Genomic DNA, 24,761 nt, shown 5'->3' on the forward strand with positions numbered 1-24,761 from the left:
ATTACAACTTCAGAAATTCAAAATTTGGGTTTTTAATTTAGAATTCTAATTTTTGAAGTACTTAAACAATACGCTTTGTAGAGCGGAAGTTTTTACAGGTTTAGTTATATAATCGTCCATTCCTATTGAGATAGCATGGTTTTTGTTTGTTTCCGAAGCATCGGCTGTCATTGCAACAATTGGTGATATAAAGCCATTTTTTCTCAAATCTATAGTAGCTTCTATTCCGTCTTTTTCGGGCATCATGATATCCATAAAAATTATGTCGTACCGATTTTTTGCAACCATATCCAGAGCTTCTACTCCATTGTTTGCAATTTCTATTTTGTAACCAAGTTTTTTGAATATAGAATACGCTACTTTCTGGTTTATTAAATTGTCTTCTGCAACAAGAATTGACAGGTCTTTTTTTGAAACAGGTGATTCGGACAGTTGCGATGTAGCTTGTAAATTTGGGAAAGTATCTTTGAAAATTTGCTGAATTTCCTGGCTTTCATATGGAGAAATAAAATATTTGTCTATCTCATAATCTACGCATTTAAGATGGTTGCCGATTTTATGATTAGAACTCAAAACTACGCATATGAAACGAATAGTTAGGTTTTCTTCGTGCAATATTTTTGCAATTTCTATACCGTCGAATTCTACAGAGTTTTCTATAAAAACAATTTTGTAGGGATTTATTTCTGCTAAAGAAATTCTAATAATTCCAATCGCTTCTATAGCAGAAAATGCACTATCGAAACTTATGCTCATATTGTTTAATAGAGGCTCAATTTCGTTTTGAGGGTCTTTACCAATAATCAATGCCTTTATTTGATTTAGACTGGTAATTTTTTCATAGTCAAGGTCTTTTAAAACTTTTTCGTAGCTAACACTTGGAACAATAAAACAAAACTTCGAGCCCGGATATGTATCATCTGTATAAATTGATGATGGACTTTCAATCCAGATTTTTCCTTTCATTAGTTCAACTAATTGTTTAGATATTGTGGTTCCTAAACCTGTGCCACCATAATTTCTGGTAGTTGAAGTATCGGCTTGTGTGAACGACGAAAATATTTTATTAATTTTATGCTTTGGTATTCCTATTCCTGTATCTTCAACTTTATAAAGTAGTTCCACTACACCATCTTTTTCACTATGTCTCTCGACAGAAACTACAACTTTACCTACATGTGTAAATTTTAGAGCATTGCCTATTAGATTAGTTAAAATCTGTCCTAATCTTAATGAATCTCCAATAATCATTCCCGGAATGTCCGGCGAAATTTTTGTTTCAAGCGAAATTTTACTTTCTTTTGCTTTCACGGTAAACGAATCTGTAATTGCTTTTATCTCCTTTTTAAGGCTGAAAGGCATATCTTCAAGAATCATTTTCCCGGCTTCTATTTTGGAGAAATCGAGGATGTCGTTTATTATTGAAAGCAGGATGTCCGCTGAAGTTTTTATTATGTTTATGTGCTCGCCTTGTTCACTATTCAGATTTGCTTTCATGAACATTTCTGTCATGCCAATTATTCCATTTAGAGGTGTCCTTATTTCGTGGCTCATATTTGCAAGAAACTCAGATTTTGCTCTATTGGCAGATACTTCTATTTTCCGTGCTTGCTCAATTGGGGTAACATCAATAAATGCTTCAATAAGAACATTTTTTCCATTCAGAAATACAGGGATTCGTTTTTTTAGAATGGCTCCTTCTGTACCATTGTTGAAAACATGTAAATATTTTTCCGATTTTTTTTCTGAGAAGTCTCTTTTAAAATTATATTTTTTAAAAAAATCTGTGTTTATGGTTTCTCCAATTAGAACATCTTCATCATCTACTTCAAACAAATCGATTGCAGTCCGGTTAAGTTGAAATATCTTGTTTCCCGTGTCGGAAATCACCATTCCAATTGGCAAGTATTCAAGTATTTTTTTTAGAGAAAGTTCTGATTCTTTAAGCTTTTTGCCTTCTTTTTTCTGTCTTCTGATAAAATACAGAAAAATAATAGCAACCATTGTTATTATTGTAAATGTCAAACCTGAAAGATAGAAAGTCCTATCCATTTGAGTTGAATAAATCTCTTCGGTATTTTTTGAAAAAACAATTCCAAGGTTTTGATTTAAAATTTTTATGGGATAATACACAGAAATAATTTCTTCCAAGCCATTTTTCCCTTCTACATAATTTGTGAGATAACCTTCTTCATTATTATAAATAGCATGAGAAATAGTTTGTTTTTCGGTAACTATTAGTGTGTCTGAATTATAATTATAATTTATAATTTTTCCATCTGAATTTATTAGCCATTGCCACAACGAATTTCCAAAATGATGCTTTTCGAACACATGGCTTATATAGCTGTATGGATCTACAATTAAAATTATATTTGCTATAGTTTTTTCGTTTTGTTTGATGGGGTATATCAGGATAGACTTATTTTTATACATTTTTATATTGCTTGTCCCTTCAAGCAATTTGTTATCTTGTAGAACTTCGAATTCTTTTGTTTGAAAATTGTTTTTATCTATAGAATAATTGAACTTGCTGTTTTGAATTTCTATGATTATTTCGCTTATGAAGTAGCGATATTTTTGATAAAATTGAGAAATTCGTTTAATTTCCTGCTTTGCTAATTCTTTTTTCTTAAATAAATTTACAATGTCTTCGGAGATAATAAAATAGTTTATCTCTTCATCAAGGTCTAATGATGTGTTTTTTATCTCGTGAGCACAAAGTTGTACTTCTTTTTTCAATATATTAATATGTATCGCAACTTGCTGATAATAAGTTTTTTTGTAATAATATATATTTACAATAAACAGTATCCCAAAAACAAGTACTAATAATATATATATCTTTCTCATTTATTACAATAAAACTCAATCAATAGATTGTTTTGCCAAAGTAAGTAAAAACATAATTGAAACTGAACTAAATTTTGTTAAATTCAATAATTATCCAGCCAAGCTTTTCAATTTCAATTGGATTTAAACAAAAATTATATTCTTTGATTTCGATTTCGATTTGCTCGTTCTCTTTTCTAATTATTTGTTTAATGAAATTTCTAAATTCTACGTTTTTATGCTTCGATAACGAATTTATTTTTCTTAAATAATTATGATTTGATACGTTTTTGTAATATTGGTATTTCTCAGGAAGCGGAATCGAAATAACATTGTAAACATAGTTGCTTGCAGTAATTATTGTTCCGGAATCATTTAACACCAATACTTTTTGAGTGTTTTCATCAAAGTATTCCTCCACAATTGTATTGATAGTGATATTTGCTCCAAGTACACCCATAAATTTTTCTTTGTCGTAAACCGGAGCAACTACCGAAATTAGAAATCCACGGCCTGCCGGATCTGCATATGGTTCATTTATGAAAATTACCTTTTTCTTTGGATTATTTTTCTCATTAGCCCGAGAATAGAAACCGAATTGTGTGATGTCTAATTTCGCTTTGAATTGAAATTGTGTATCGAAAAATGGATATAATCTTAAGATTGAATTTTTGTCATAATAAAATAATTGCACTATTTGGTTGTGCTTTGAAATAATAACTTTGAAAAGAGAGTCTAATGGCTCGCTAATATTAATATTCTTAAAAATGGTTTGGTTTACTGGTACATGTCCGGTAACAAAAATTGCTGAAGCTCCATCATCAATATTTTTATAAATAGTTCCTTCCGAACTTAGCGTAAAAATATTTGTATCAATTGATGTAATTTTATTTTGGCTCGAATAAAGATTTCCTGCAAATACAGCGGCTTTTTCAATATCTATAGAAATCCTTTGAAAATCGTTACTAATAGTTTCAATTGTCTTAGAAAGAATTTCTTGATTCTCAGGACAATTGTTTTTGTCTGTATCACAAGATATTACAATAGAAATTAATAATGTCGGAAGAAATAATTTTCTAAAATTCACGATTTTCTAATTGAAAAAAAGAACAAATAAAAGTATAAATTATTTATTAAATGACAATTTTCCAAAATAAAACTCACTTTATTGCTGATGAAAATGGATATTTAAGTCCTGAATATTCCGTGAGAAAAACTTTTATCGATCCAACAATTATTTTTGCTTCAATTAATATTGGAACTTTATTTTTGTCGTTGCTCACCCAAACTGTGAGATTTTCGTTCGCATTAAAAATTGTTCCTTCAAGCAATAGTGTTGAAAACTTTAAACATTCGTAGTTGTTTTTGTTGCGGTCTGTTATGATTTCGATTCCTTGAAATCGAATATTCAAATCATGAATTTCATTATCAATGAAAATTGAAACAAAAATACTATCATTTGTTTTGAATTCGGTAAAATCTAAGTTTCTAATATAATAGGTTGCAGAAAGCAGATCGAAAATTTCATGAGTAATCGGTATAGTATCTCTCGAAAAAGCTTTTTCGGAATTTTCAGTTTCTGTAATTATTATATTCTTATTGTAATCGAAAGTATATTGATTTTTTAAATGAAAGTCGCCTTCGTTGTTTTCTCTATAAAATTTTATTGGTAACAAAGAATTGGTATATGCAAAAGATTGGTATCTGTCTCTTACTTTAAAAAACCAATCGTATTCGGGCAAACTTCTTCCTGTATTATTGAAACAATAAATTTTTTGATTGTCATAGTTTAAGGAATCAACTGAGAATTCTACATTTCCGGCTTTTACATATATAAATCCTAAATTGTAATATACCTCGTAAAAAATATTTTCGCCATATTTAAAAGAAAACTCTTTGTATGTTTGTTGTGTGTAAGCATATTTATTAGTTAAGATAAATAAAAATAAAAGAATGAAAATATGTGAAAAATTCTGAAATGAAATGTAGTTACTTTTTTGACTCATGCTTTAAATCCAAATAATATATTGCAGTTTTATCTTTAGCAAAAGTAGAGTAATTTATAATTATTAAGCATACAATACTCCAAAATATTTGATTGTACATTTTCAAATATTTAATAATTCAAAAATCCTAAATTTTATACTTTTGCTATTTTTATAATTCGTAAAATTTGAAAAACATAATTGACATACAAAAGTTTCAGGAATTCGACAATCTTGAATTTATTGCCAAACAAGTGGTTGAAGGCTTCATTACTGGTTTGCACAGAAGCCCTTTTCACGGATTTTCTGTCGAATTTGCCGAACATCGTTTATATAATCAAGGCGAATCGACGAAACACATTGATTGGAAGCTTTTTGCACGAACCGAAAAATTATTTGTTAAACGATACGAGGAGGAAACAAACCTAAGAAGCCATTTGATTGTTGATACCTCATCTTCAATGAATTTTCCGTTTGATGCAGGCGTTTTAAACAAACTTTCCTTTTCAGCATACAGTGCAGCAGCATTGATTTATTTGCTTAGAAAACAACGCGATGCTGTTGGGCTGACATTGTTCTCCGACAAAATTGAGTTGCATACCGATGCAAAACTTTCTGTAATTCATTCAAAATTGCTTTATAGCGAATTGTCGAAACTTCTTCAAGAAAAATCAGTTAAGGAAAAAAAGCAAACAAAAACCTCTACAATCCTTCATCAAATTGCGGAAAGTATTCATCAGAGGTCCTTGGTGATATTATTTAGCGATATGTTCGAAAATGAGAATTTTGAAGAAATATTTCCTGCTTTACAACATTTACGCTACAATAAGCACGAAGTAATTTTATTTCATGTTTTTGATAAAAAGCGAGAACTTGAATTCGATTTCAAAAATCGTCCTTATAAATTCATTGATCTCGAAACCGGAGATGAAGTAAAGTTTAATCCGAACGATGTTCGTGGCGAATATATTAGCAACATAAACAAGCATTTCAACGAAATTAAATTGCGCTGCGGACAGTACAAAATTGATTTGATAAATGCCGATATAAATCAGGATTTTAAGGAAGTTTTGTTGCCATATCTTATCAAACGTAGCAAACTCTATTAGTTATTTGAAACCATGGTAAAACCGTTTTGGAAAGTAGTTTTTGCTACTATTATTATATTTATTTTGAGTGCAATTCCGGGAAATGTGGTGAAAGAACCTATTTTTTGGAATGCTGACAAACTCATTCATTTTGGCATGTATTTGATATATTCAATTTTGCTGATTGCATATTTCGAAGGGCAATTCAAATATTCAAAACTCCATAATTTCCCATTAACTTATGCTTTGATTTTTGCTGTCTCCTATGGAGCAATTCTGGAAATACTGCAGGAATTTGTTTTTGTTCATAGGTCTGGTAGTTTTGCCGATGCAATTGCGAATAGTGTTGGTGCTATAGTTGGAGTAATTTTTTATAGGCGATTTTGAGATATTATTAGTAATTTTTATTCTCTATTCGCTTACTTTTTTATTTAATAAAAAGCCAATTCCGTTCAGCAAAACATAAAAGAAATTCAAAAAATGATATTAAAAACCTTTTGGAAATCTATAAGTTATTTTGTTTTCATAGCTATTTTAAGCATAATTCCGAATAGCAAACTCGAAAAATTTGATATTGAACGTATCTATAATTTTCAAATATTCTTAGATAAAATTGAACATGCAATAGCGTTTTTTATTTTCAGTTTTTTGTTTTGGTACGATTTTAAAAAGCAAAACAAGTATCTTTTTCTGAAAAATTACTCGCTACTGTTTTCCATTATTTTTTCGTTTACTATTGGAATATTAATCGAAATAGTTCAAGAATATATTTCCATTATCGACAGAACTGGAAATATTCTTGATTTTTACTCAAACAATATTGGAATTATTTTATTTGTATTTTTGTTCTTTGTTTTTAGAAACTTTATTTATAGAATTTCAAAAATTGAATAGTAAAATTTTGCCAAAAGTGTTTGGCAATGAAGTCATATATACGATTGTTTGAGTAAAAAAATCTAATTTTACAGTGGAGAAATATTATAAGAAATGAGAAATTTAGAAGAATATTTTAGTAAGTTTGGTAGCAATGTAGTAGGAAACAATACATATTTCAACTCGGAATACGGTAATAAAAAAATTCTATACGCCGATTGGATTGCAAGCGGCAGACTTTATAAACCCATTGAAGATAAGCTACTTGAAACTTTTGGTCCTTTTGTAGCAAATACACACACCGAGACTTCCGAAACCGGAACAAAAATGACTCAAGCATATCACTATGCTCACAAATATATTAAGAAACATGTCAATGCGAGCGAAGAAGATGTAATTATTACGGCAGGTTTCGGGATGACTGCGGTAGTAAATAAACTTCAAAGGATACTTGGATTAAAAGCATGCAAACATGTCAATACTGAAAAATGTATGGCTAAAAGAGAAAAACCTGTTGTTTTCATAACACATATGGAACATCATTCAAATCATACATCCTGGTTAGAAACACTTGCTGATGTTGTTCAAATAAAACCAACGAAAGATTTGCTTGTAGATTTGAACGACTTGGAAGAACAACTAAAAAAATATAAGGATAGATCTTTTAAAATAGGCTCATTTACAGCTTGTTCAAATGTAACAGGAATTGTAACTCCATATCACAAAATGGCAAAACTTATGCACCAATATAATGGATTGTGTTTTGTCGATTTTGCTGCTTCTGCTCCTTATGTAGATATGAATATGCACCCTAAAGACCCTATGGAAAAATTGGATGCAATATTTTTTTCGCCACATAAATTTCTTGGTGGACCTGGCTCCTCAGGTGTTTTGATATTCGATTCGGCAATGTACGATTGTAGCGTTCCCGATAATCCGGGCGGTGGAACTGTCGATTGGACAAATCCATGGGGGAAATATAAATATCTTGACAATATTGAAATGAGAGAAGATGGTGGTACGCCAGGCTTTTTGCAAGCATTTCGAACAGCTTTGGCAATTGAATTAAAAACCCAAATGGGAACCGAGAATATTGAGAAACGCGAAAAAGAACTTGTTGAAATAGCTTTTCGCGAATTTAAAAATATCAAGGGAATGAAAATTCTTGCCGATAATATTGAAAATCGGCTTGGGGTTATTTCATTTTATTTTGAAAATATTCATTACAATCTGTTGGTAAAAATTCTTAGCGACAGATTTGGAATTCAAGTTAGAGGAGGCTGTGCTTGTGCAGGAACTTATGGACATTTTTTACTTGACGTAAGCTACGAGCATTCAAAAGAAATAACCGACAAAATAAATTTGGGCGACCTTTCTGACAAACCTGGCTGGGTAAGGCTTTCATTGCATCAAACCATGAAAAACGAAGAGCTTTATTTCATTGCAGATGCCATAAAACAGATTAGCGAACGCATTAAAGATTGGAAAAAAGACTACACTTATATCCCTCACAAAAATGAATTTGTACATAACTCTCCTATAGAGCAGAAAAATATTTCTGAGTGGTTTAAGTTAGATTAAGTTTTTTGTGAAATTTTATTTATTCTCGCATTAAATCTTTCATCAATCTAGGTAGTGTCAATTAGAAAATGTTGAATTTTCATTCCTTTTTTATTGTGATTAATGAAAAAAAAATTATTCTTGAAAATAGTTTTTGGTATCTAAATAAGTTTTGATATTTTTGTTTTTTAGAATTTTATTTTCATAATAAAATTAAAGGAAATGAATGTACTAATTAAGGGTTAGGAGCTCAGAAAAATTATAACATTATCTTTTATAAATAGAAAAAAAGTGGTTTACAATTATTTTTACTTGAGAATTTGTTTCAATAGTTTGCAGTATTTCGATTAAGTAATTGTTTTAGTCCCCTACTTTTTAGTGAGAATATTTACACTGCTTTTGGGACAAAGCAAATAAAAAATAATAAGGATGAAAAAGAATTTATTTTTAGTGCTCGTTTCAATTTTAGTTTGTTTTAGTTCTTGCCAAAAAGAACCAGTGGCATCATTTACTGCTTCGAGTACTACAGCTTTGGTAGGCGAGACTATTAGTTTCTCAAATACTTCAGTAGATGGCAGTAGTTATGAATGGGATTTTGGTGATGGAAATACCTCTTCGGAAAAAAATCCAACTCATGTTTATGATTCGGCTAACACTTATTCCGTTAGTTTGATTGCAAATTCTAAAAATGGAAAGAATTCTGATGAAGCAACAGCAACTATTGTAATTATGGATTTGGAGCCTGTTGCAGGTTTTTCTTTTACAGGAGCAGGAGAAAATGCTCCATGTACTGTAACGTTTATAAACTCTTCAACAAATGCAACAAGTTATATTTGGGATTTTGGTGATGGCAATACTTCAAGCGACGAAAACCCTCAACATTTATATACAATAGGTGGCACATATACAGTAGAATTGACAGCTACCGGTAATGGAGGAACGAGTTCTATTTTGAAAACCGTCAATATAATAGATATTCCGGAGCCAATTGCAGATTTCACATATTCTGGAGGAACAGATCCTGCTCCCAGCACTGTCTTTTTTACTAACACCTCTCAGAATGCCACCTCCTACAATTGGGATTTTGGTAATGGGGAGTCTTCAACTTCAATGAATCCAGTACATACATTTAATTCAGGTGGTGTTTTTACAGTAAATCTCACTGCCACCGGAGCAGGCGGAACACATTCTATTTCGAAAAATATAAATATTGCTAATCCTATTGGACCTAATGCAGATTTTTCATTTACAGGTGCAGGTGCTTATGCTCCTTGCAGTGTTTCTTTTACTAATTTGTCTCAAAATTCACACTCATACAGTTGGGATTTTGGCGATGGTGGAACATCAACATCAGAAAATCCATCTCATACTTATAATACGGGGGGTGTTTTTACTGTAATCCTCACTGCCACCGGAACAGGAGGAACTAGCTCTAGTTTTCAAAATGTTGGTATTGAAGATGCTCCAACTAAACTCCAAATTAATCAACTTTTGTTAATGGATTATCCAATTACGGATGATTATGGTGATTTTTGGGATGTTTCAGATGGTCCGGATATCAAGTGGAAAATATTGGATGAAAATCAAGTAACTACTCTCTTTTCAGGAGGTATTTATTGGGATATTATTTACACCGATTTACCTTTAACTTATACATATGGATTGCCATATACACTAACAGATATAAATCCTACTTATACAATAATATTTTTTGATATTGATTCCCCAGATGAAATATGGATGGGAGGATTTTATTTTGAACCATCAATATATACAGATTATCCTTCTACTATATTGATGACTACTGGAGGAGTTGGTTATTTTGAATTCGAATTGTCTGTTACATGGCTAAATTCCAAAAATGAAGTTGTCAATACTAAAGGAGGTAAATCAAGAATAGAATTAGTACCTATTAAATCATTGAAAAAGTAAAAATTAATTTATTGCAGCTATTTTAGCTTGTCTACGAAAACAGCATAAAAATAGAAATTTCATTCGAAATATATCATTTATAAAAATTGCCTGTTGCATAGAGAACCTAACAAAATAGTAAGCGATATGTTTGCGGTTGCATAACGAAAATGATTTGAATGAAATTCAATTGGATAAAAAACATATTATTTTAAATATATCTGATGATAATACATTCATAAAATAAAAAAGATGAGAAAAATTGGACTATCATTAAGCTTAATCTTGGGTTTTGTAATTTTTTCTTTTGCGCAAAGAGACACAATTGCAGCATGGACTTTTCCTACCGGCCTAGAAGATGATAAATATGCAAATATTGGTACTGAACAAAATCTTGGAGAAAAGTATTTATCGGCTGAAGATACAACATCTGCCCAAAGAGAACTAACATACACGAACGGAGTTGAAGGCTCTGGAGATTTTGCCGCTACCGCAAATGGCAGGGACAATGGAGCGAATGCAAAATATTGGGCTATAAAGATTAAGGCTCAGGAATATTCTGAAATTCGAGTATCATCTCAACAAAGAGCTGCAAACAATCCTGCCGGACCTGAAGATTTTAAACTTCAATACAAAATTGGAGAAAATGGAACATGGACTGACATTCCAGGAGGTGATATAATAGTTGCAAATGATTGGACTACAGGTGTTGTTTCTAAACTGGATTTGCCAAGTGAAACCAACGAAACTTCTTCTTCGATACATATTAGATGGATAATGACTTCAAACGAAAATATTGAAGGACACGATGTTGATACTTTAGCAAATGCAAAAATTGATAACATAATTGTTACAGGTGTTCTTGCGACATCAATTGGTATTGAAGGAGATACTATTGCTGGTTGGACCTTTGCTTCTGACAGCATAGACATTTCATTAAATGCAAATTTGGGAATTTCAGAAAATAGCAATAATTATTTATCTGCTGAAGATACAAATTCTGTAGAAAGGGTAATCTATCTAACTAATGGAGCAACTGACAATGCAGCTACAACAGTTGGATGGAACGATGGAGCATGGTCGAAATATTGGTGTGTTAAATTTAAGGCAGAAGGTTTTACCAATATAAAAGTGTCTTCTAAACAGAGAAGTGGTGGCAACGAACCTGGTCCACGCGAATGGAAAATTCAGGCTCGACTAAGCCATGAAGACTGGATTATTGTTCCGAATGGAAATGTTACGGTAGCTGGCAATTGGACTACCGGTGTTGCAGAAAATCTTGAACTTCCTGAATTATTTGACAATCCCGGATCAAGCTTGATATATGTCAGATGGATTATGACATCAGATTCTTCAACAAATAACACTATCGTTGATGAATTTGGTGTTGCGAAAATTGATGATATAATTATCAGCGGAACTTCTTCTTCGGAGACCTATGAAATACTTTTCGAAAGTAAATTGAATATTTATCCAAATCCTTGCTCCGAAAATGTTATGGTTGAAAGTTCAAAGCTAATTGAAGAAATTAGTGTATATAATATTTATGGCAGCCTAATTGAAAAACAAAAATGCAACTCAAATTCAATATTTTATAGTTTGCCTCAGTGTAAAAAGGGGATATATTTAATTTCTGTTAAATATGCTGGCGATATAATTCCTGAAACTAGAAAAGTTACAGTTTTTTAAAACTAATTTTTTAGAACTTAATTTCTTAATAATCAGTTTTATCCAAATCATAGTTCATTTCAATTGATTCAGTTGGTTAGTGATTTTTAGGGCTGTTTAGTTTTTTATGAAACAGCCTTTTTTTTGTTTCTTATTCTGCGCATGCCGTCATCACTTCAAATGACAGCATATGATTATCAATCGTTTACGAGCAATGATTTTGAATTATGAGCGTTGTAATTCGCAGAACAGGAAGGCACGAAAAATGTTTTTGCTGATCATATAAAAACTAATCAACAATTTTAAATTCAACTCTTCTATTTTTTGCTCTGTTTTTTTCGGTGTCGTTCGGAGAAATTGGTTTTAGCTCGCCATGCCCAATTGCTATAAAGCGATTTTTTGATATTCCGTAGTTTATCAAATAATTCACAACCGAATTGGCTCTTTGCTGCGAAAGTTTATCATTATATTCGTTCGAGCCTTTGCTATCTGTGTGTGCAGAAATTTCGACTTTTATTCGTGGATTATTTTTCATTAGATCTGCAACTCTGTTTAATTCGCGATAGCTTACTGCCTGCAAAACATATGAATTAAAGTCGAACAAAATATTATTCAAAACAGCCTTAACATCTTTTTTTAGTGGCGATAATTCGGCATTTTTCACAATAGTGTCGGACAAAAAATTATGTTCAGGAATCAACAATTCCGAATAAAACATATATCCTATTGTCGATGCCGAAAAATCAAGAATATGTACTTTTCTGATTTCTATAGAATAGCTGCCGTCAGATTTGCAAATTTTTTCATAAGTTTTATTCACATTCAAATCGCTGATAGTAATTTTTGCTTTTATCGGCTTTTTTGTTTCTATATCAACAACATTCCCAATAAGAGTAAAAATTCTTGGAGTCAATGCAATGTTTTTTTCAATGTCTTGATATTTTATTCTTTTAACCAAATCAATTGTTTCAGGTATGGAATTTTCGAAGCCTTCGGAAGAAACCATAAATTGATATTTTAAACCGATTTCGAGCTGGGTTTCAAATTTTCCATCATCGCCGGATTGAAGCTCAAGAATTTCGTTTGTTTCAATATTTTTAATTGCAATTTTCGCTTTGATAGTTTCTTCCGATTCAATATCAGAAATAATTCCATTGAAAGGAACTGTGCTTGGAGATAATTCAATATTTTTATCAACAACAGTAAATTTTTTTATAGGTTTTATTTCAATAATATCATTTTTTTCAAAAAATCCTTCAGCTTCGAGCTCAATTTCGTACTTGTCTTTTTCTTTCAAAATACAAACATAATCGCCATCTATAGTGCTGTACAATTGAGAAATGATTCTATCGGATTTCGATTTTTTTATTGTAATATTTGCTTCTAAGAATTCTTTGTCTTTTTCGTTTTGAATTTTACCCCGCATTAAAACAAATTTTCCAAGTTGGTGTTCTTCAGGAATATTAATGGAATAAATGTCGTCAGAACTGAACTCGTTGCAAGTATAGTATAAAATATCTCCTGAAAATGGGATGCTTGCCAATTTCTCATTGTATGGAGAATTTACAAAATCGAGGTTTTCCGGTTCAGTCCAGCTTTTGTTTTCCTGCAAAGTAGTTTTGTAAAGGTCGAAGCCGCCTTTTCCTTCCTGGCGAATCGCAGAAAATATCAGACTTATGCCATCGACCATAATTCTTGGGCATTCAACAATACCTTTATTGATATTTTCGGGCAACAAAATCGGCTCGCCCCATGTTCTGTCTTCTTGCCTTTCGGAGACAAATAGTTGATATTTTATAGTTTTTTTTCGTCCTAACTTCACTTCTTTTCCTCGCATAAAATATAAAAACCTACCATCGGCTGATACAGATGGAAAACCTTCATACGATGAAGTATTAATGGGATTTCCTATGTTTTTTGCCTCTGCCCAAACGGAGCCTTTTTTTTCTGAAATCCAAATATCCATATTTCCTTTTGTTCCTTCAATATCTGAAGTAAAAAATATAAAGTTCCCATCGTATGAAAGAAACGAGCCTCCAACAAAATTGGGGCGTTTCGCAAGTTCATTTAGGTCTGGGATGTTAAGTTTTATTTTCCAAATAGAATCAGAACTTTGGTTAGATTTCATTAGTCGCCATTGCCCGGTTCTATCGGTTTCGTAAATCATTGTTTTTCCATCGAAACTTATTGTTGGACAATATTCATTATAAATCGAGTGATTGATTTTTAGTCTGGTGCTTTTGTTGTTTTGGGCAAACGAAAGACCTACGAATAATATACTTGCGATGAATGTTATTATAATTTTCATACTGACATTTTCTTGTTAGTCATTTCAATAATAATGAGTTTCTGAAGAAATACTAATTTAGAAATCTCTTTTTTTCATTAAAATTAAAACCTATTAATATTTCGTGTATTCCGCTCGAATAACTTACAATATTGCTCAACGAATATCCAAAGGAATATGCTGCAATAAAATTTTTATATCGAAAACCTGTTTTTGCAAAGAAAGATTCAGAATTGCTCCATGAGCCACCTAACCAAAAATTCTTTTTAAAATAGAAATTCACTCCAAAATCGTAAACTACCGGTGAGTTTATAATAGCTTTTGCTGTGGAATTTGGCTCTATGCTGAAATTTTTGGACAAATCGAACTCATAAGCACCATTAATAAAATAATGCCTAACCATTTTATTGTCATCGGAATTGCTTTCATATTTATATGAATTTTCAAGAATTTGAGCCGAGCTTATTCCAAAATAGTATTTGTGAGAATAAAATAATATGCCTGCATTTAAATCGGCAAAAAACTGAGCATCGCTACTTGTGGTCAATGTTGGGTCAAATCCTGAATAGTCTTCATTCTCAGTTAGATTTCCAATTTTGAATTGATATATATTCCCGGAAATTCCTATTGAAAGATTATGATTTTTTTTATCGTTCAATGTTAAATGATATGCCATTGAAAAATTAATCCCGGCACGAGAAAACGGTCCACTTTTGTCGCTGTACAAATATGATCCTATTCCAAATCTGCCATTTCGCAACACAGGAAATCTGTTTAATGATTCGCCTGTATGGTCAAATTTTCCGACTCTTGAAATTCTTGAATGAAAGCTAATTATATTTGTTTGCGGAGCATTGTCGAAACCCAATAGATTCATATGCGAGATAATACGCAAAGGAGTATAATTCTGACTTCCGGCCACAGCAGGATTTATAAGAAAACTATTTAGCTTATATTGGTTATAAAGCGGCAGTTGCTGCGCTTTTGCTGCTGCAACATTTATTGTTAGAATTATTATTAAAATTAGTTTCTTCATTATTATCTTATAATTGAAACATCTCCTTTAATGATGGCTGTTCCATTTTTTAAATCAATTATATAGAAATATGCGTCTATTGGTAGATTTTTGCCTTCATATTTTCCGTCCCATTTGTTATTGTCATAGTTGCCAACAGATTTAAAAATCAGTTTAGACCATCTGTTGTATATTTCAACAACTGCATTCTGATAAAGATGAATGTTTGTAATTTCCCATTCGTCGTGATAGCCATCGGCATTTGGTGTAAAAACACTTGGAATTGAAAGACAATTTTCATTTTCATAAATGATTTCAAATTCGTTGGTTTTGCTGCAATTATTTAAGTCCGATACGGTAACTTCATAAAATCCGGATATTAAATCGAAAATTGAGTCTGTTTGCTCTCCAATTGACCATTGGTAAGAATATGGAGCAAATCCTGAATCTACAGATAAAGCAATGTAAGCATCGTAATTATCTACACAACTTGCATTTTGAATCTCGGCATTTATAATTATTTCAGCAGGCTGATCTAAGAATATACTTGCATTTGTTTCGCAATTGTTGCTATCTATAATTTCAAGTGAAAATTCGCCTGTAGCAATATTTGATATGTTTGATTCTATTTGCCCATTGCTCCATAAAAAATTGTATGGTTCGTTTCCGCCTGAAATATTGCTAACAATTATTCCATCTTCATAATCAAAACAACTTATTTTTTGAAAAACTTCTAAATTCAAAAGTAAAGGATTAGGCTGAGAAATTGTGATTATTTCGGTACTATCTTTACAACTATTTAAATCGTAAACAACAAGGTAATAATCTCCTATTCCTAAATTATCCAAAGATTCGTCCGACGAACCGGTATTCCATTGGAATTGGTACTGAGGAAGTCCGCCACTAACATTGATAGAAATGGAGGCATCATGGTTTCCATAACATGAAACATTTACAATATCAGTAATGGAAACATTTAGTTCGCTTGGTTGGTTTAGCAAAATTTCAAACTGTTCTGAGCAGTTCAAGGAATCTGTAATTGTAACAACATAAGTTCCGGCAGTTAAGTCGATAATATTTTGAGTTGTAGAATCGTTCGACCAAAGGAGGGATATAGGACCTTCTCCATTAATAATATTTGAAATATTGATATATCCATTACTGTCGTTGAAACAAGAAATTTCATAGCCATTATAAACACTAATGTTAAAATTTGCATCAATTTGTTGGTTTTGCATAATTTCAACTGAAATTGAATTTACGCAAAAAAGTGTGTCAGTAACTGTCAAATAATAGAATCCGGCAGGAATATTTGACAAATCTTCGCTTGTTTCGCCGTTTGACCAAATAAAACTGAAAGGCGTGGTTCCTCCGAAGGTGCTCACATCAATGCTTCCATTAGAAGTGCCAAAACAAACTGTGTTGGTTTCTAAATAGTCTAAAATGAGGATATCAGGTTCAGTAATAATAAAATTTTCTATGGTTTCGCAGTTATTAAAATCTGTGATGGTAACTTGATAGTTCGAGGCTGACAAAAATTCAACTGTTGCAAGAGTATCTCCGTTCGACCATAAAAATGAATATGGAATTGTTCCACCTGTGATTTGCAGAGCAATAGAACCATCCGACAAAGAATTGCAACTGACATTAGTAATATTGGAAGTTACAATTACCGAATCTGGTTGAGGAATCAAAAAACTATCACTTTTTGTGCAATTATTCTGGTCGTTAATTGTGATGAAATAATCTCCCGGATTTAAATTTGATATTTGATTAACGGTGGATCCATTCGACCAATTATATAAATATGGAGAAATCCCACCTGTGATTGCAATAAATATTTCTGCATTTGAAGTTCCATAGCAGATTAAGTTTGGGATATAAGCATTTATAATAATTGAATCCGGTTCACTGATGGAAACGCTATCTATATTTTCACAAAGATTATTGTCTGAAACGGTAACAAAATATGTATTTGCTGTCAAATTATAGATCGAATCTGAACTATTTCCGTTAGACCAAATAAATGTATATGGAGCATTTCCGCCAGAGATTTCAGCTTTTATTGTTCCGTTCGAATCATTATAGCATAATGCATCTGCAATATTAAAATTAAATTCTATTGAGTCGGGTTCAAAAATTTCTATACTATCGAGAATTACGCAGCCATTAACATCTTCTACACTTATTAGATATGTCCCGGCATAAAGATTTTGGATATCTTCATCGGTTTCGCTATTCGACCATATATACGAAAATGCTTGTGTTCCACCGGAAACTGACAAATCAATTGCTCCATTGTTTATGCCAAAACAACTAACATTTGAAGTATTAAAAGATAAACCGAGAGCACTTGGTTGAGTAATTGAAATACTCTCGCTGTACGAACAGTTATTTATATCTGAAACTGTCAAGGTGTAAATCCCTGCTATCAAATTTGATAAATCCTCGATGCTTACGCCATTCGACCAAATGTAGGAGTATGGCGAAGTCCCTCCGGAAACAGAAATATTCAATGAGCCATCTGATAATCCGTAGCAACTTACATTTTGTTGATTGTATAGAATTGCAATTTCTGAATTGGGTTGTTCAATAGTTAAGCTGTCTGAGATAGAACAATTGCCGGAATCGGTGATAGTTACATAATAATTCCCTGCCGGCAGTAAGGAAATATCTTCGGCAGTTTCTCCGTTCGACCAAGATGTTGAATATGATGGAGTTCCTCCCAATATTTGTAAATCAATGCTCCCTGTGGAATCATTAAAACAATTTACATTTGTTCCTTGAAGAAATGACAATAATGCTGAATCTGGTTGAGTAATAGTTATTGAATAAGTGCTTTCGCAGGAATTTGCATCATAAATGCTTACAAAATATGTTCCGCTTGAAAGATTGATCAAATCTTCATCAGTAAAACTATTAGACCATAAATATGAATATGGTGAAATTCCACCGCTTGCAGTAAGGTTTATATTTCCATCGGAAAAACCAAAACAAGAAATATTATCAACAACATAATTGGCAAATAATGAATCGGGTTGGAAAATTTCTATACTATCTTCACTGATACATCCAAAATTATCAGTTACTGTTACTGAATAATTTCCTATGGGCAGCGAATTTATATTATCGCTTGTTTGACCGGAAGACCATAAATAACTATACATAGCAACAGGATATCCTCCGGAAATTGTTGCACTTATTGAACCGCTTTGGTTTGAATAGCAATCAACATTTATTGCATCTAAATTTACCTGCAATATAGAACCAGGCTCCATAATAGGAAATGACTCAGTGTTTGTACAATTATTACCATCAATTACTGTAACACTATAATTTCCTGAAGGCAAATTCGATATTGAAAATAAAGTATCTCCTGTACTCCAATTGTATGAATACGGTAGTGTTCCACCTGAAACTATTGCGTGTGCAGTACCACTACTATCGCCACTAAAACATGTATTAAAAATGCCATTAATTGTAACAGATAGTTCTTCTAAAGGCTCGCTAAGAAATATACTATCTATAATGCTGCAATTATTATTATCACTAACTGTAATAATGTATGTGCCTGAATATAAATTACTAATAGCTGGATTTATTTGTCCGTTTGACCATAAAAAAGAGTATGGTGAACTTCCTCCGGTAATCAGAATTCCTGCCTCGCCTGTATTTATTCCGCTACAATTTAAATTTTGAGATGTCATTGCATATTCAATTGAATCCGGTTGAATAATTTCAAATGAATCTGTTGCTTGACAATTGAGCGAATCTGTTACAGTTATACTATAGGTTCCAATAGACAGATTTGAAATATTAGCAATGCTTTCTCCATTCGACCAATTGTAGTGATAAAGCAAATATCCATTTGTGGCAGTTATATCAATTTCGCCTGTAGCAGTTGCGTAGCAAGCAGCATTTGTAATATTTGCCTGAATATTTATGTTTCCATTTGACTCTAAAATTGGTGCAGTTTCAAAATCCTGACAACCATTAGCATCGGTAACTGTTAAATTGTAATATCCGGCCGAAAGTCCACTATGAGTAGCAGAACTTGTATTGTCCCACCAAAGATATGAATATGGCGATATTCCACCACTCACTAAAGCATGAGCAGTTCCGGCACTTGAGCCATAGCAAATCTGAAAAACTCCGGTAATTACTACATTAAGTTCGGGAGATTGTCCTACAACAATACTATCAGTTTTCTGGCAATTATTGTTGTCAGAAATTGTTATGTGATAATTTCCTGCATTAATATTTGATAAATCTTCGCTTGTGTGCCCATAGGTCCATGAATAAGTAAAAGGCGAAACTCCTCCCGAAACTGTCAAATCAAGAGAAGCTGAATTTTCTCCAAAGCAAATTGCATCGCTCACTAAGAATGTATTAGAAATTGAAGAATCGGCTTCAATGATCTCAAAAGTTTGAATAGTTTCGCATACAAAATTTGTAACTGTTACAGTGTAAAAACCTCCCGAGAGTCCATAAATATCTTCATTGGTTGAACCATTCGACCAAAAAAATATAGTTGGAAATGAAATATTAGCACCATTTACAGTAAGATCTATTTCTCCATCTGAGTCGCCAATACAAGTAACATTCTCAATATTTGCACTAAGCATTAATGCTGAACTTGTCTCAATAATTTGAATTGAATCTGTAGCGAGACAATCATTGTCGTCAGTTACGGAAACATAATATACTCCTGCCAACACGTCGAAGTTGAAACCAAAAGTTGAACTATCTGACCACAAATAATTATAGCCTGAAGTAGCGATCCCACCGCTAACATTTGTGAATAGTTTGGTTGTTTCGCCAAAGCAAACAATATTATCATTTGCAAAAATATTTACTTGCAAAAGTGGAGCTTCGTTTATTGTATAACTGTTTACTGTCGAATCTCCAAGAATGTCAGTAATAGTAACTGAATATATTCCGCCAGAAAGATTATAAATATTTTCTGATGTGTCGCCATTCGACCATAGGAAACTATATGGATTAGTGCCTCCCGATACGGATATTTCTATAAAACCATCGGCGAAACCATTGCACGAAACATGTGATATTGTGTCGGTAACTAACAATAATTCAACGGCTTGCAGCTTATTCTTGAAAAAAACATCAGTATGATTTGCCTGTGTATTAATAAATAAACTTATTAGAAGCAATATATTGTAAAACTTAATCATTCAATAAAATCAAAATTTGTTGTAAAAATATTGTCTTCAACGAGCTTATCTGATAAATGTTTTAATTTATTTTACCAAGCATAATAAAAACTACATTGAAGTTTTTTATCGAATTTGAAGACAAGTTTTCTTATGCTTTTTGTTGCTTTTGTATGTTAATATTTCTAATTTTTTTTTAGGCTAAATTATTTTTAAGATGATGAAAAATAATAGACTATTTTTTTGTTGTCAATTGACACAATTAGCAATTGCAAAATACACCTGTAGCTTTATAGGAAAAATAAAATTTATAAAAATTTGCAGAAGATATGATTAAAATTGAATATTTTTTTTAGATTTGTAGCAATTCAATTTTTATGTCAAATAAATGATAAGAAATATTGCAAATAATTTATTTTTTAAGCTTAATAAAGGAAAATGCACATGCTTAACAACTTGTTATACAGGGTGTTACCCCCCCCCATCCATATTTTCAATTAATAGGGAAGCTTGATTTATTAAGAGTTTTATATCCTTCAATATACGCTATTAATAAATTCTTCCTAATAGAAGAAAAAGTATTTCCGAAAAAACTTAATATACTTTTCAAGAAAAAATTGAAAGATATTTTTTCACGAGTAATAAACATATTTGTTTTGAAGAAAAATAAATTTGTGAATTGAGCTCAAATAGAGTTAGTAAGTTTATTTGATGAAATCTACCAAAAAAATAAATAGTTAAATAAATTTCTTTTTGAGCATGACAAAATACTATTGAAAAAAACACTGGCAGTTTCTGTTGTATAACCATTCAAAACTATAAACCAACATTAGTTTATATGCAACACATGGCAGTATTTTGTTTTTTAGGTCATGTAAGTTTGACTTTAAGTTTTTAAGCCAAAACTAATACGTATGCAGTTTATGCACTATTTATTTCCAAAAGTTTCTGAAATTTTTGGATAATTTTAAAACTATTAAATTTAACAAAATGAAAAAATATTTAATTCTTAGTTTATTAATAATACTAGCTAATAGTCATATTGCTCAGGTAGCTACATGTTCATCAACACAGGGAAGTTATGATGCCAATAACAACTATCGGGACATAATTTATATTGAAGGAGATGCCAATGGCAAAAGAGATAATCTTAGCTTTTCTAATATTATTGGCTCAAATAGTAATAGTGATGGTTATACCATTATTATTAATAAAAATAATATTCCTGTAGTTATTGATGGAGAACCAGATGGTGGATATAATTTTTGCATACGATTTATCAATTGTACAAATTTTGTTTTAACAAGTAGCACTACAACTTCAGATCCATATGGTATAAAACTATATGCAATTAGAGATAATGGGACTACTTACGCTAATGGAATAACATTTGATGGAAGGTGTTTCAATTATATAATTGAAAATATTGAGATCTATAATGATCCGGATGCCGCATTAGATGGAGATAATGATAATGTTGGTATATATATTAATGACCCACATCCTTATTATCATGTGAATAATGTGCAATGTAATTCTCAAAATATGTTTGTTCGATGGGGAAATTATATAGATTTGACTACTAATACATTTACAGAAGGATATTTTATTGAAAATGTTATTATTAGAAACAATAAAATCTATAATATGGGTAAGGAAGGAATGTATATCGGATATTCATCACCATATGAGTATGAAATATTAACTTGTGGAGGGACAGATTATAAAATATTCTGGCCTGAACTAAAAAATATACAAGTCTATTCAAATACTATTGAGAATACTGGAGCAACAGGTATAAAAATATCTAATGATAGTCTTGGGATATTTGTTCATGATAATATAATAAAAAACTATGGGCTAAAAGACGGTGGGAATAATGCAGGTATTTGGATTGGAGGTGGTACTTATCAGGCTTCGTTTTATAACAACTGGATTGAAAATGGCACCGGAGAAGGTATTGGTTCAAAGGGTGCCTATTATATAGATATCTTCAACAATATAATAAAAGATGCAGGTAGTGTCCCAAATACAGACAATGGTCATGGAATATATATCAACTGGTTACAATCTACACCTATCTACACAGATGATAGAGGTTATAGAATATACAATAACACAATCGTAAATCCTGAGGAAGATGGAATATTCGTAGAACATTCATGGTTTTCAGGAAAAAAAATATATAATAATATTATTGTTTATGATTCTTCAAATGATGCAATTGATATCAGTGGACAAGGCGATTGGACAATTTTTGATAATTATCATACCACTACAATCTCAACTGTTGTTTTCGTTGACCATGTTAATTCTAACTATAATCTATCAATTTACTCGCCTTGTATTGATAATGCCTATAATATTGGATTAGATTTTGATTATAACAATAATTTCAGACCAAGTTGTTATGGTACAGATAAAGGAGCGTTAGAGTCTAAAATATTACGATGGGAGTATCAAACTACAGGTGCACCACATACAATTGTTATAGGACCAACATCCAGTATTTCAAAAGTAGATTTGAGTACAAATCAGCAAACAGATATTGAACAAGGAGATGTTATTGGAGTTTTCTATTCCGATAGTGAAGGGAATATGGCTTGTGGAGGATATGCTACTTGGGACCTTACAAACGGTGCAACTGTAATTGCCTATGGAGAATCTATTGCAGGAGAAGATGATGGTTTTGTTAATGGAGAAACTATGACATGGGTAATTCATGATGCAGATGAAAATGTTGAATATTCAGCTTGGCCAATTGATGATAATAACAGTGTTATTGATTACAGTGCGAATAGTAGTTCAACACTTGTGAAATTAAAGTCTGCCTGTCAGGAAATTGAACTTGAAAAAACATGGGATTTGATTTCAACTTATATAGATCCATTATGTCCTGAAATTGAATATGTTTTAAAAGACATTGAGCCTTATGTAAATGAAGTTCAACGATATGACAATGGAGTACCTGATATAAAATATTATAAACCCGAAATAGAGAATGATATAAATGATATTCAAATAGGTGAAGGTTTTAAAATAAGTATGAACAACCTTAATCAAACACTTACATTATATGGTGCTAAAGTGCCATACTATCACGATATTACATTGGAATCAACTAAAGATTATTTTGGCTATTTAAAGTATAATGAGGCAGAAATCGAAAATATGTTAAGCGATGTTGTTAGTGATATAATGTATGTAAAAGACGATGATGTATTCATTTATTTTCCAGGGATACTAAATACAATAGAGTGGATGAAACCAGGTGAGGGATATTATTGTCATTTGTTAAGTTCTCAAAATATTACTTTGAATTATCCCTCAGGAACAAAATCTCATAGTTTGCCAATGGAAAAATCAGAAGTTGCATATTATACTGATTATTATAAAACATATAATACTATGGGCTTGGGCTTAATGCTAGATTCATGGGATAATATGCCAGAAAATGGAGACGAGATTGGAGTTTTCGACTCACAGGGTATGCTTTGTGGTGCTGCAGTTTACGAAAATAATAATATGGTATTCTTAGTTCATGGCGATGACAAAAGCACAAACATTAAGGAAGGACTTTTGGAAAATGAAGAATTTACTATTAGAGTTTATAATTCGTTTTCCGGTATAGAGAGAGAATTTGAAGTTGCTGAGTGGATTGAAGGTAGTGAAAAATATGAAGATGATGGTATTAGCATTGCTGGAAAAATGCAGGAAATAGTTCCTGAATCAATTGTTTTTTGTAAAATTTTCCCAAATCCTTGCAAAGATAGTTTTACTGTTAATTTTTACCTCCCAACTAAAGAATCTATAAAAGTAGATTTATTCGATATGTTTGGTTCAAAGGTAGATAATATAATTTCGAAGGAATTGACAAAAGGATATCATTCTTATAACTACCAAATTAGTTCACTTTCTAAAGGTACATATTTTGTTAAACTTTCATCAGAAAGTTTTAATGCTACCAAAAAGATCATACTAATGTAACTATATTTTGTTATATTTCCATACGGTTTTACCGTGCATAATTCTTGTATGGAAGTATTATCAAAAACCTCCAAGTCATCGGATGACTATTTGTAAAATTGTATAAGTCATCCGATGACTCACATATTAATAATTTGGAAATATATATAAAACACTAATTTTGTTTAAAATAAATATAATTATGAAAATCTTTATTTTAATAATACACATCTTTACTATAAATATCCATGTTTTTTCACAAGAAGTAGAATGCGAATGGATTCTATCTGCTGGAACTAATGCTCAAGAGTCAGTATATGCAATTGAAAATGACAATAATGGAAATTGTTATATGTTATACGCAAGTCCGTTTAATCAGCCTATTATGATTGATACTATACAAGT

At 31.5% G+C, this 24,761-nt stretch carries 14 protein-coding genes; 8 read left to right on the plus strand and 6 right to left on the minus strand.

Translation table 11 applies throughout. The features are described 5' to 3' along the window. Positions 1-45 precede the first annotated feature (45 nt). The 3 genes from HN894_05280 to HN894_05290 form a co-directional block, all read right to left on the minus strand. Entirely contained in the window at positions 46-2,853 is a 2,808-nt protein-coding gene (locus tag HN894_05280; GenBank protein MBT7142730.1) for a response regulator, read from the minus strand. A 67-nt stretch (positions 2,854-2,920) separates the two neighbouring features. Beyond that, the gene (locus tag HN894_05285; protein MBT7142731.1) at positions 2,921-3,919 is read right to left on the minus strand and encodes a hypothetical protein; all 999 of its coding nucleotides are present in this window, start codon (positions 3,917-3,919) and stop codon (positions 2,921-2,923) included. Positions 3,920-3,992: 73 nt separating this feature from the next. Further along, positions 3,993-4,838 carry a DUF3108 domain-containing protein gene (locus HN894_05290; protein MBT7142732.1) on the minus strand — a complete coding sequence of 282 codons (846 nt, stop codon included), beginning with the start codon at positions 4,836-4,838 and terminating at the stop codon, positions 3,993-3,995. Between the two features lie 167 nt (positions 4,839-5,005). Between HN894_05290 and HN894_05295 the strand changes: the two genes are divergently transcribed. From HN894_05295 to HN894_05320, 6 genes are all read left to right on the plus strand, one after another. After that, a complete protein-coding gene (locus tag HN894_05295) occupies positions 5,006-5,926 on the plus strand; it encodes a DUF58 domain-containing protein (GenBank protein MBT7142733.1) in 921 nt (306 codons plus the stop codon). 12 nt (positions 5,927-5,938) lie between these two features. Next, a complete protein-coding gene (gene vanZ, locus HN894_05300; GenBank protein MBT7142734.1) occupies positions 5,939-6,292 on the plus strand; it encodes a VanZ family protein in 354 nt (117 codons plus the stop codon). A gap of 93 nt (positions 6,293-6,385) precedes the next feature. Continuing rightward, positions 6,386-6,799, plus strand: coding sequence for a VanZ family protein (gene vanZ, locus HN894_05305; protein MBT7142735.1), 414 nt, complete (start codon positions 6,386-6,388; stop codon positions 6,797-6,799). Between the two features lie 93 nt (positions 6,800-6,892). Beyond that, positions 6,893-8,359: an aminotransferase class V-fold PLP-dependent enzyme gene (locus HN894_05310; protein ID MBT7142736.1), complete on the plus strand. Its 1,467-nt coding sequence runs from the start codon at positions 6,893-6,895 to the stop codon at positions 8,357-8,359. A 408-nt stretch (positions 8,360-8,767) separates the two neighbouring features. After that, on the plus strand, positions 8,768-10,270 hold the full coding sequence (locus tag HN894_05315; protein MBT7142737.1) for a PKD domain-containing protein: 1,503 nt from the start codon (positions 8,768-8,770) through the stop codon (positions 10,268-10,270). A 231-nt stretch (positions 10,271-10,501) separates the two neighbouring features. Further along, entirely contained in the window at positions 10,502-11,938 is a 1,437-nt protein-coding gene (locus HN894_05320) for a T9SS type A sorting domain-containing protein (GenBank protein MBT7142738.1), read from the plus strand. Positions 11,939-12,206: 268 nt separating this feature from the next. On the opposite strand, the gene HN894_05325 is transcribed toward HN894_05320, so the two are convergent. Genes HN894_05325 through HN894_05335 form a run of 3 tightly spaced genes read right to left on the minus strand, consistent with a single transcriptional unit; the run spans position 12,207 to position 20,411 of the window. Next, positions 12,207-14,225: an OmpA family protein gene (locus HN894_05325; protein MBT7142739.1), complete on the minus strand. Its 2,019-nt coding sequence runs from the start codon at positions 14,223-14,225 to the stop codon at positions 12,207-12,209. A 52-nt stretch (positions 14,226-14,277) separates the two neighbouring features. After that, positions 14,278-15,240: a type IX secretion system membrane protein PorP/SprF gene (locus HN894_05330; protein ID MBT7142740.1), complete on the minus strand. Its 963-nt coding sequence runs from the start codon at positions 15,238-15,240 to the stop codon at positions 14,278-14,280. A 2-nt stretch (positions 15,241-15,242) separates the two neighbouring features. After that, positions 15,243-20,411 carry a T9SS type B sorting domain-containing protein gene (locus tag HN894_05335; GenBank protein MBT7142741.1) on the minus strand — a complete coding sequence of 1,723 codons (5,169 nt, stop codon included), beginning with the start codon at positions 20,409-20,411 and terminating at the stop codon, positions 15,243-15,245. Between the two features lie 969 nt (positions 20,412-21,380). Between HN894_05335 and HN894_05340 the strand changes: the two genes are divergently transcribed. Both HN894_05340 and HN894_05345 read left to right on the plus strand, forming a co-directional pair. Continuing rightward, positions 21,381-24,377, plus strand: a complete 2,997-nt coding sequence (locus HN894_05340) for a T9SS type A sorting domain-containing protein (protein ID MBT7142742.1) — start codon at positions 21,381-21,383, stop codon at positions 24,375-24,377. 181 nt (positions 24,378-24,558) lie between these two features. Then, the coding region (locus HN894_05345; GenBank protein ID MBT7142743.1) for a hypothetical protein at positions 24,559-24,761 on the plus strand (203 nt) is incomplete at its 3' end.

This window comes from Bacteroidota bacterium, assembly GCA_018692315.1.
Classification (GTDB): domain Bacteria; phylum Bacteroidota; class Bacteroidia; order Bacteroidales; family JABHKC01; genus JABHKC01.

Excerpts from the sequence above, each read along its gene's own strand:
- HN894_05280 (MBT7142730.1), bottom strand. The coding sequence starts at position 2,853 with ATGAGAAAGATATATATATTATTAGTACTTGTTTTTGGGATACTGTTT.
- HN894_05290 (MBT7142732.1), bottom strand. The coding sequence starts at position 4,838 with ATGAGTCAAAAAAGTAACTACATTTCATTTCAGAATTTTTCACATATT.
- vanZ (MBT7142734.1), top strand. The coding sequence starts at position 5,939 with ATGGTAAAACCGTTTTGGAAAGTAGTTTTTGCTACTATTATTATATTT.
- vanZ (MBT7142735.1), top strand. The coding sequence starts at position 6,386 with ATGATATTAAAAACCTTTTGGAAATCTATAAGTTATTTTGTTTTCATA.
- HN894_05310 (MBT7142736.1), top strand. The coding sequence starts at position 6,893 with ATGAGAAATTTAGAAGAATATTTTAGTAAGTTTGGTAGCAATGTAGTA.
- HN894_05315 (MBT7142737.1), top strand. The coding sequence starts at position 8,768 with ATGAAAAAGAATTTATTTTTAGTGCTCGTTTCAATTTTAGTTTGTTTT.
- HN894_05320 (MBT7142738.1), top strand. The coding sequence starts at position 10,502 with ATGAGAAAAATTGGACTATCATTAAGCTTAATCTTGGGTTTTGTAATT.
- HN894_05325 (MBT7142739.1), bottom strand. The coding sequence starts at position 14,225 with ATGAAAATTATAATAACATTCATCGCAAGTATATTATTCGTAGGTCTT.
- HN894_05330 (MBT7142740.1), bottom strand. The coding sequence starts at position 15,240 with ATGAAGAAACTAATTTTAATAATAATTCTAACAATAAATGTTGCAGCA.
- HN894_05335 (MBT7142741.1), bottom strand. The coding sequence starts at position 20,411 with ATGATTAAGTTTTACAATATATTGCTTCTAATAAGTTTATTTATTAAT.
- HN894_05340 (MBT7142742.1), top strand. The coding sequence starts at position 21,381 with ATGAAAAAATATTTAATTCTTAGTTTATTAATAATACTAGCTAATAGT.